General features: G+C 63.8%; 9 protein-coding genes and 1 pseudogene. 5 read left to right on the forward strand and 5 right to left on the reverse strand.

The window, feature by feature from the left end:
• On the reverse strand, nt 1-1563 hold a 1563-nt coding region (glpD, locus tag Q8N40_RS25795), incomplete at its 3' end, for a glycerol-3-phosphate dehydrogenase (RefSeq protein WP_305713822.1).
• Nucleotides 1564-1796: 233 nt separating this feature from the next.
• Here glpD and Q8N40_RS25800 point away from each other — a divergent pair.
• The gene (locus tag Q8N40_RS25800) at nt 1797-2576 is read left to right on the forward strand and encodes an EAL domain-containing protein (protein ID WP_371135818.1); all 780 of its coding nucleotides are present in this window, start codon (nt 1797-1799) and stop codon (nt 2574-2576) included.
• Here the strand turns inward: Q8N40_RS25800 and Q8N40_RS25805 are convergent.
• Together Q8N40_RS25805 and Q8N40_RS25810 are read right to left on the reverse strand one after the other, a co-directional pair.
• Nucleotides 2573-3403: a DeoR/GlpR family DNA-binding transcription regulator gene (locus Q8N40_RS25805; protein ID WP_305713823.1), complete on the reverse strand. Its 831-nt coding sequence runs from the start codon at nt 3401-3403 to the stop codon at nt 2573-2575. The genes Q8N40_RS25800 and Q8N40_RS25805 overlap by 4 nt on opposite strands.
• Before the next feature lie 94 nt (nt 3404-3497).
• Nucleotides 3498-3680 carry a hypothetical protein gene (locus tag Q8N40_RS25810; RefSeq protein ID WP_305713824.1) on the reverse strand — a complete coding sequence of 61 codons (183 nt, stop codon included), beginning with the start codon at nt 3678-3680 and terminating at the stop codon, nt 3498-3500.
• A 146-nt stretch (nt 3681-3826) separates the two neighbouring features.
• Here Q8N40_RS25810 and Q8N40_RS25815 point away from each other — a divergent pair.
• Nucleotides 3827-4129 (forward strand): annotated as a pseudogene (locus tag Q8N40_RS25815) (glycine zipper domain-containing protein); the annotation flags it as partial.
• A gap of 6 nt (nt 4130-4135) precedes the next feature.
• Nucleotides 4136-4276 carry a BA14K family protein gene (locus tag Q8N40_RS25820; RefSeq protein ID WP_305713827.1) on the forward strand — a complete coding sequence of 47 codons (141 nt, stop codon included), beginning with the start codon at nt 4136-4138 and terminating at the stop codon, nt 4274-4276.
• Between the two features lie 68 nt (nt 4277-4344).
• Here the strand turns inward: Q8N40_RS25820 and Q8N40_RS25825 are convergent, their stop codons facing one another.
• Nucleotides 4345-5562 carry a serine hydrolase gene (locus Q8N40_RS25825; RefSeq protein ID WP_305319145.1) on the reverse strand — a complete coding sequence of 406 codons (1218 nt, stop codon included), beginning with the start codon at nt 5560-5562 and terminating at the stop codon, nt 4345-4347.
• 234 nt (nt 5563-5796) lie between these two features.
• Here Q8N40_RS25825 and Q8N40_RS25830 point away from each other — a divergent pair, with 234 nt between their 5' ends.
• Together Q8N40_RS25830 and Q8N40_RS25835 are read left to right on the forward strand one after the other, a co-directional pair.
• Nucleotides 5797-7383, forward strand: coding sequence for an AMP-binding protein (locus tag Q8N40_RS25830; RefSeq protein WP_305713825.1), 1587 nt, complete (start codon nt 5797-5799; stop codon nt 7381-7383).
• 94 nt (nt 7384-7477) lie between these two features.
• Nucleotides 7478-8116 carry a bifunctional 2-polyprenyl-6-hydroxyphenol methylase/3-demethylubiquinol 3-O-methyltransferase UbiG gene (locus Q8N40_RS25835; protein WP_305713828.1) on the forward strand — a complete coding sequence of 213 codons (639 nt, stop codon included), beginning with the start codon at nt 7478-7480 and terminating at the stop codon, nt 8114-8116.
• A gap of 95 nt (nt 8117-8211) precedes the next feature.
• Here Q8N40_RS25835 and Q8N40_RS25840 read toward each other — a convergent pair.
• Nucleotides 8212-9513, reverse strand: a 1302-nt coding sequence (locus Q8N40_RS25840) for a 3-hydroxyacyl-CoA dehydrogenase family protein (protein WP_305713826.1), incomplete at its 5' end; no start/stop codon positions are given.

Here is a 9513-nt window from a genome sequence, read left to right on the forward strand (position 1 = left end):
TCCCGCTTCCAGCAAGGGGCGCTCCGGCGTAACGTGGTTGGCGGCAATCCAGTCTTGAAGAGCGGCAATTTCGCCCACCGACAGGCGTAGCCCGAGTTTCGAGCGCCGCCAGACGATGTCCTCGGCGCTGCGGGCCCATTCGTGAGCCATCAGGTATCGGACCTCACTCTCGGTCAAACCGGCGCCGAACGACAAGCCGAGATCATCGAGTGATTTGGCATTGCCGAGCCATTTGACGGCACGGGTGCCATAGGCATGCGCCAGACGGCTGGCGTGGGCCTGCGTCAGGAACGGATAATTCCGCGCCAGTTCGGCCGACAGCGCCGCCACCGCCGAGACATCCATGTCGCCACCGGGCAGCGGCGATTTTCCGGTCCAGCCTTCCTTGGCTTTGAAGCTGCCCAGATAGGGCGCAAGACGTTCGAGCGCCTCCTCGGCAAGACGGCGATAGGTGGTGATCTTTCCGCCATAGATCGACAGCATCGGCGCGCCGCCGGGGGTGTCGAGTTCGAAAACGTAGTCGCGGGTGGCGGCCTTGGCTTCGCTGGCGCCGTCGTCATAGAGCGGACGCACGCCGGCATAGGTCCACACCACATCCTCCGGGCTGACCGGCTTTGCGAGATATTCGCTGACGGAATCGCAGAGATATTTGATCTCCTCGGTCGAGGCCTTCACCTTCGAAGGGTCGCCGTCGAAATCGCGGTCGGTAGTGCCGATCAGCGTAAAGTCGTCCTGGTAGGGAATGACGAACACGATGCGGCCGTCGCTGTTCTGGAACATGTAGGCGCGGTCGTGGGCGTAGAGTTTTCGCACCACGATGTGGGAGCCCTGCACCAGCCGCACCTTGGCGCGCGCATTGACGCCGGCGCCGGATCGCAGGACGTCCTCGACCCATGGGCCGCCGGCATTGACCAGCGCGCGGGCCTTGATCGTCGAGCGAACACCACCCGATGTGTCCTCGACCTTGACGTGCCAGATGCCGTCTACTTGCCGGATCGCGACCGCGCGGGTGCGGGTGCGGATCTCGGCGCCGCGGTCGGCTGCATCGCGCGCCGTGAGCACCACGAGGCGCGCGTCATCGACGAAGCAGTCGGAATACTCGAAGGCCCTGGTGTAGCGGTTGGGGACCAAGGGCCTGCCCACCTCATCCCGGGTCAGATCGACCGAGCGCGTCGGCGGCAGCAGGTTGCGGCCGCCGATGTGGTCGTAGAGAAACAACCCTAGCCGTAACAGCCAGGCCGGACGCAACCCGGAATGGTGCGGCAAAACGAAACGCAGGGGGCGGATGATGTGGGGCGCGATCTGCCAGAGGATTTCGCGCTCGATCAGCGCCTCCCGCACCAAACGAAACTCGTAATATTCGAGGTAGCGCAGCCCGCCATGTACCAGCTTGGTCGACCAGGACGATGTCCCACTTGCCAAATCATTCATTTCGCAGAGAAAAACAGAATTTCCCCGACCCGCCGCATCGCGCGCGATGCCGCAGCCATTGATGCCGCCGCCGATGATTGCGAGGTCGAAAATCTTGTCCAAGTGGCGCGTCCCCGGCGCTCGCCCATTCATTTTGGCGATTTCGCTTTCGATTTGCAATAAATCACAACAAAATGTGAAAGCAAGCGAAAAGGGGATGACCGCGATTGACCCGCCATGAGGCAGGTTGCGGAAGAAATGAGCCATCGCCCGGCCTCTAAGCCGGATGTTGGAAGCTCTCGCCTAGGGTTGCGAACCCGATCGCCGATATCGATCGGGCTCTGGCAAGGCATGAGTTCAAGCCGTTCTTTCAGCCGACCTTCGATCTGCGCAGCGGGGAGATTCGAGGCGGCGAAGTGCTGGCGCGATGGATCCGCACGGACGGCACCGTCATTCCCCCGATGAACTTCATTCCGCTCGCCGAATCCAGCGGGCGCATCGAGGCATTGACCTGGCTGATCTTGGGAACCGCCCTCGAGGAAATGTATCCGCGCCTACGGGAAGACAAGCTTTTCAAGCTGTCCGTCAACGTGACGCCGCGTCATCTTGTCAGCGACGGCTTCGTCGAAACGCTGCGCCGCGTCGTCGCTGCCGCGAAAGTTTCGGTGCGACAGATCATGCTGGAAGTGACCGAGCGCAGCGAACTGTCCGATCTCGACGGGGCCGCGGCGGTCGTGAAAGAGCTGCGCGAACTCGGCTTCAGGGTCGCGATGGACGACGTCGGCGTCGGGCACAGCGGTCTGTCCCAGATCAAGCGGCTGGGCGTCAACACCATCAAGATCGACAAATTCCTTGTCGACGGGATCACCGAGGATGATTCGGCCGCGACGATCGTGCAGATGCTGGTGCACCTGGCGCACGATCTGGCCATGACCGTCATCGCCGAGGGAATCGAAACCTTCGAACAACTCAAGGCGCTGATCGCTTGCGGCGTCGAGGAAGGACAAGGTTATTTTGTCTCGCCCCCGCTGCCGTTCGCGAAGTTCGATGAATTGCTGAAAGCCCGCAGTTCAAGGGCCACTGCCAAATCCCGCGCATCGTCCGCCGCTCCGTTGCAGTGCCGAAGCCTCAATTGGCCTGGATTTGATCCTGGATATTCGTCCTAGCGCAAGCGCGTCACGGTCGACGCGGGCTCGTGGCCCGGCTCATCGATATCGACTGCCGGAGTCGGCATCGCCTCGATGACCTCGATGCCTCGGTGCTGGCAGATGCTGGCGATTCCCGCCGGCAAGGCCGCGTCGGTCACGAAGGTCTGGATCTGGCTGAGATGGGCGATGCGCACGGGCGCGCTGCGGCGAAGTTTTGTCGAGTCGGCGACCAGCATCACGCTGCGGGCATTGGCGATGATGGCTTGCGCCGCCTGCACTTCGCGATAGTCGAAATCCAGCAGCGCGCCCTCCTCGTCGATCGCGGAGGCGCCAATGATGGCGTAGTCGACCTTGAACTGGCCGATCAGGCTGATCGCGGTCGAGCCGATCACCGCGCCGTCGGCGCGGCGCACCGCGCCGCCGGCGACGATCACCTCGATACGCGGATGCCGGTACAGCAGCATCGCGACGTTGAGGTTGTTGGTGATGACCAGCAGGTCCTGGTGCGAGGTCAGCGCGCTCGCAACCTCTTCCGTCGTGGTGCCAATGTTGATGAACAGCGAGCAGCCGTTCGGAATCTGCGCCGCGGCGGCCGCCCCGATCGCCTTCTTCTCCTCGGCGGCGACGAAGCGGCGCGCCTCGTAAGCGAGGTTTTCGACGCCGGAGGCAATGATGGCGCCGCCATGGATCCGGGTCAGCGAGCGGTTGTCGCAGAGATCGTTGAGATCCTTGCGGATGGTCTGTGCCGAAACCTCGAAACGGCGGGCGAGATCGTCCACCATCACCCTGCCGAAGGCGCGGGCGATATTGAGAATTTCGGTTTGGCGGTGGGACAGGCCGGTCACGGGAGCACCTCGGGAAACAAGCCCCATGGTGCGGCGGTTCGGGGATCGGGTCAACGAAGCAGATCGGCTGCGCGCTTGCGGATGCCGGTTGCGGTTACCAGCCTAGGCGGCAATCAACCCGCGCTGCAGCAGGAGCCGCGCCGCTCGTTCGGCCTCGCGCGCGATGTTCCAGCGAATTGAAGCGGTGGGTGGCGGCGAAGAAGCGGTAGCCCCCGGGATCGCGCACGACGAGTCCGGCGGCCTGCGAGCCGACCTCGATAATGAAGGTGTCCGACATTTGCTTTCAGCCCTCATTCCAGTCCGGGCCAATAACCATGCCGGCGCGAAAATGTTACTGGGCTGCGGCAGCCTCTTGACCAGCGTCAAGGCTGGCCGCAAAGGTGGCTGCGAGGGTGACTCGCTCAAACTGGCTGGAGAACGGACATGATCACGAAATTCGCAGCTATGGCGCTACTTGCACTCGCGGTCTGCGCGCCAGCCCAACAGGCGGCGGCGCAGGAAAGTACGCTCGGCGGCGCCCTGTTCGGCGGCGCGGCTGGCGCCATTGTCGGCGGGGCGATCGGCGGCCGTAGCGGTGCGGCGGTCGGAGCGGTCATCGGTGCCGGCACTGGAGCCGCGATCGGAGCCCAGGGCGAGCCGCGGCCGGGCGGCTATCGCTACTACCAGAACGGCTGCTACGTGCAGCAAGGCGACGGATCCTGGGTCGGCGTTTCGCCGCGCTATTGCCAGACGGTGCAATACGCTCCCCGCGAGCAATATGCGCCGCGGCAGCAATATTACGACGACGCGCCGGCCTGCACGCGCTTCCGCTCCTACAATCCGCGCACCGGCACCTTTATCGGCCGCGACGGCTATGAGCGCCCCTGCCCGTAGGGATTGGAGAGGTTGGTGAGCCTTACCTCTCCCCGCAAGCGGCGAGGTGAGGTCGGCCCACCGTTTCGTCAGCCCCTGCGCTTGACCGCCTCATAGGCCAGACGCTTGAACTCGATGGCGAAGGGATGGAAAAACGCCATCTGGCGCTGCGTCATCAACAGGCCGGCGACGCCGGTTTTGGGCGAAATCCACCATTGCGTGCCGGCCACGCCGCCCCACCAGAATTCGCCGGCCGCATCGCCGTGATCGAACGGCGAAGGCCGCACGGTCAGCGCGCCCGCCAGCCCGTAGCCCTTGCCGACCAGTTCTCCCGTGATCGGGAAGCGCATCCAGACCCCTTCAGGCAGCTGATTGGTCATCATCTGGGCAATCGTTTCAGGCTTGAGCAGGGTCGGTCCGCCCGGCAGCAGGCTCCGGATGAGCGCCACCATGTCCGGCAAGGTCGACACCAGGCCGCCACCGCCGCTCAACCTGGGCCAAGGGCGTACGAAGGCCCCGGGCCAGGGCGAGTTATCGGTGCGGGTCAGTCCCGGCTTCATCGGATCCATCAGATCCGCCCCGGCATAATAGGCGGCGAGCCGGCCGCGGTCTTTTTCCGGCACGGCGAAGGCGGTATCCACCATGCCGAGCGGAGCGAAAATCCGCCGCTCGATGAACTTGTCCAAAGCCTCGCCGCTGACGACCTCCACCAGCCGTCCCACCACGTCGGTCGCGACCGAATATTCCCATGACGTGCCCGGGTGATACACCAGCGGCAGCTCCGCCAGCGTGTCGACCATGTCGACCAGCGTCGTGGTGGGGTTGAGCACCTTGCGTTCCTGGTATGCCTTGAACGTAACCGAGCCCGGATCGAACAGGCCGTAGCTCAGCCCCGAGCTATGGCTCAGCAATTGGCGAATGGTGATCGATCCCTTCGCCGGCTCGGTATCTCCAAGCGAAGTCGCGCCCGGGCGCAGCACATGGCGGTTGCCAAGCTGCGGAATGAACTTCTCGACGGGGTCGTCGAGCTGGAAGCGGCCTTCCTCCAGCAGCAGCAGTGCGGCGCAGGAGGTGATCAGCTTGGTATTGGAGAACACCCGGAACAAATGATCTGATCGCAACGGGATCTGCGCTTCCTTGTCGGCCCATCCGGTACAATTCACATCCACCAGATCCCGGCCGACCAGCACCGCGGACGACACGCCGGAAAGTATGTCGCCGTCGACCAGCCGGCCTATGGCGGCGCGCGCCGCTCCGAAATCGTAGCCAGCGGCCGTCACCTTCATGTCCTGCATTGTCGCCTGCATTTTCGCTCCCGTCACACGCGTTGGGTTCGCGCGATTCTCTGTCCGGACTAACAGCGGACCAAACAGGGCGTCAATCGCTGCCGGGAAGACAAAGCCCAAACAAAAGCTCAAGAATCGTTCGTCGTACGGCTGCAACGATCCACGCCGAATGCCATAGTCGGATCAATCGCCGGCGACGCCCGGCACCGGGAGGCGAGCATGACCTTGATGGAATCGGCTTTGACGGAATCTTACGTGGCGGGACCGACAACGCCCGCGGTGCGCGACATCACGCTCGGCCGGTTGCTCGAACAGGCCGCGAGGTCGGCGCCGGACCGGATCGCGCTGATATCGGGCGTCCCCGATCCCGCGCTGCGCCGCCAGTGGACCTATGCCGAACTCCACCGCGAGGCGCAACGCACCGCGCGCGCTTTGCTCGGCCGCTTCAAGCCGGGCGAACGGATCGCGGTCTGGGCGCAGAACCTGCCCGAATGGGTCATGCTGGAATTCGGCGCCGGGCTGGCCGGTATGGTGCTGGTCACGGTCAATCCCGGCTTCAGGGCCAACGAGGTCGAATATGTGCTGAAGCAATCGCGCGCGGCCGGCGTGTTCGTGGTCAATGCCTTCCGTGGCAATCCGATGCTGGAAACCGTACGCGAGGTCGCGCCGCGCTGTGCGGAGCTGCGCGAGATCGTCTGCTTCGAAGACTGGCAGGCCTTCATCGTCGCCGGCGACGACAGCGGCATCGCGCTTCCCGACGTCCAGCCGACCGATCCCGTGATGATCCAGTATACCTCGGGCACCACAGGGTTTCCGAAAGGCGCGTTGCTGCATCATCGCGGCCTCGCCAACAACGGCGCCGACACCGCCGAGCGGATGGGAATCGACCCGGGCGACGTCTTTATCACCACCATGCCGCTGTTTCACACCGGCGGCTGCGTCTGCTGCGTGCTCGGCGCGGTTTCCAAGGCGGCGACCCAGGTGCTGCTGGAGGCGTTCGAACCCGGCCTCGTGCTCGAACTGTTCGAAACCTACCACGGCAATGCCATGCTCGGCGTGCCGACCATGCTGGTGGCGTTGCTGGAACATCCCTCCTTCGCAACGACGGATCTCAGGTCGGTCAAGGCGATCTGTTCGGGCGGCTCGACCGTACCGGCCGCGCTCGTCACCTTGCTGGAGCAGAAACTGGGAGCGCCCTTCACCATCGTGTTCGGGCAGACCGAATGTTCGCCGGTGGCCGCGCAGACATTGACCACGGATACGATCGAGGACAAGGCCGGCACCATCGGCCTGCCGCTACCCAACATGGAAACCAAGATCGTCGATCCCGACACCGGCAAGACGGTACCGATCGGCGAGATCGGGGAGTTCTGCACGCGCGGTTATCACATCATGCTGGGCTATTTCGAAATGCCCGACGCCACTGCCGCGGCGATCGATTCCGAGGGCTGGCTGCATACCGGCGATCTCTGCGCCATGGACGCGCGCGGCTACTGCACCGTGGAGGGCCGCCTGAAGGACATGATCATCCGCGGCGGCGAGAACATCTACCCGCGCGAACTCGAAGAACTGCTGTTTCGGCATCCCAAGGTCGGCGAGGTCGCCGTGGTCGGACTGCCGCACGAAAAATGGGGCGAAGAAGTCGCCGCCTTCATCCGTCCCGCGCCCGGCGCCAGCATCGACAAGGAAGAGCTGTCGGCCTACATGCGCGCCTCGCTGGCCCACCACAAGACACCGCGGCACTGGTTCGTGGTCGAGGCATTTCCGCTGACCGGATCGGGAAAGATTCAGAAATTCAAGCTTCGCGAATTCTGGAGCAAGGGTGAGATGCGGGCATTGTGACGCGGAACACCTGACCGTCGTTCAAAGCGTCATGCTGCTGCCGTTTACCTCCCCCGCACATATGCTAAGCCGCATCCCGAAGGAGTTCTCCACCATGAGCACAGCGAGCGACGCCCGTTTCTGGGATCGGACTTCACGGAAGTATGCCAAGGCCAGGATTGCCGATCAGGCCGGGTATCAGCGTACGCTGGACCGGACCCGCGCCCTCTTGCGGCCAGACGACCGGGTGTTGGAATTGGGCTGCGGAACAGGAACAACGGCGCTTAGGCTGGCGGGCGACGTGCAAAGCTATTGTGCGACGGATATTTCCGCTGAAATGATCGCGATTGCCGAGAAGAAGTGTCTCGCCAGTCCTGCCCCTTTGCCTGTCTTCCGCACCGCGACCGCAGAGGCACTTACGTCTGAGAACGGGCAGTTCGATGCCGTCCTGGCGTTCAACTATCTGCATCTGGTCCGCGATTTGCCCGACACGCTGCGCCGCATCCATGCATTGCTTGCAGCGGAGGGCTTGTTCATCTCCAAGACGCCCTGCCTCGGAGACATGAACCCACTTATCCGGCTTGTCTTGTTGCCGGCGATGCGCGCGATCGGAATGGCCCCCTACGTCAGCGTGTTCCGGGCGTCGGAGTTGAGCCACCTTATATCTGCCGCGGGCTTCGACATCAGCGCCACCGAAAACCACGCGACCAAGGGCAACAACACCCGTCCCTACATCGTGGCGCGCAAGAGATGACGTGAACGGTCGAATAGGTCCTGACCCTAGGCCGAAATCGGCAGCTCATCGCTCGGTGTCGGCATTGAGCGGAGCGTGAACGGCTCTGGTGCCGGTCACTTGAAATTTTCCCAGCCGGCATCCGGCGCGAAGCGGTCACCGAACTTGTCCGCCAGCGCGTGCAGGGTCGACACCACGTTCTCTGGCCCGCGGGTGCGCGCGTAATTCAGCGGGCCGCCGCGGAACGGCGCATAGCCGGTGCCGAAGATCATGGCGCCATCAACGGTGTCGGCATTGTCGACGATGCCTTCGCGTAACGCGGCGACGCAGACATTCGACATCGGCAGCACCAGCCGGTCGATCATTTCATCGGTTGGTTCCGGCATCGAGGGCGACACCGCGCTCTTGTCGGCCTTGCCGTGCTTCCAGAGGTAGAATCCCTTGCCGGTCTTGCGGCCGAGTTCGCCCTTGGCCACTTTCTCGCGCAGCCAGGCTGGCGTCGGCGGCAGCTGATCGCCGAATTTCGAGCGCAGCATGTCCCCGACAGCGAGACAGATATCGAGCCCGACCTGATCGGCCAGCTCGATCGGCCCCATCGGCATGCCGAACTTGACCGCTGCGGCATCGATCACCGACTTGTCGATCTTCTGGTCCAGCATCACCATCGCCTCGAGCATGTAAGGCGTCAGCGCGCGGTTGACGAGAAAGCCCGGCGAACTCCTGACCGGCAGCGGCAGGCGGTCGATGGCGCCGACAAGGGCCATCGCCGCCTTCAGCATCGCGGGATCGCTGCCGTCATGACTGACGACCTCGACCAGTTGCAGCCGCGAAACCGGATTGAAGAAATGCAGGCCGAGCAGCCGCTCGGGTTTGGTCAGTGTGGTGCGCAGATCCTGCAGCGGAATGCTCGACGTATTGGTGGCGAGGATCGCACCCGGCTTCATCCGGGGCTCCAGCGCGGCGTAGATCTTCTGCTTCAGCTCCAATTTTTCCGGCACCGCCTCGATGATCAGATCGGCGTTGCGGACGCCCTCGCCGTCCATATCCGGCACCAGCCTGTCCAGCGCGTCGCGGACATCGGAGCGCTTGCGCAGGATCTTGCCGAACAGATCCGATGCACGCTTGATCGCGCCGGCGATCGGCTCCGGCTTCATGTCGGCCAGCGTGACACGAAAACCCTGTCCTGCGCACCAGGCCGCGATGTCGCCGCCCATCGCGCCGGCCCCGATGACGTGGACATGCTGGATTTCGTTACCGCTGCCGGCGAGTTTCTTCATCTGCTCGCGCAGGAAAAACACCCGAATCAGGTTCTGCGCCGTCGGCGTCACCATCAGCTTGGCGAACGAGGGCTTTTCGGCCCGCAGCATCGCCAGCTTGTCGTCGCCATGCCGTTCCCAGAGATCGATCAGCGCATAGGG

It is taken from the genome of Bradyrhizobium sp., assembly GCF_030693485.1.
GTDB lineage: Bacteria > Pseudomonadota > Alphaproteobacteria > Rhizobiales > Xanthobacteraceae > Bradyrhizobium.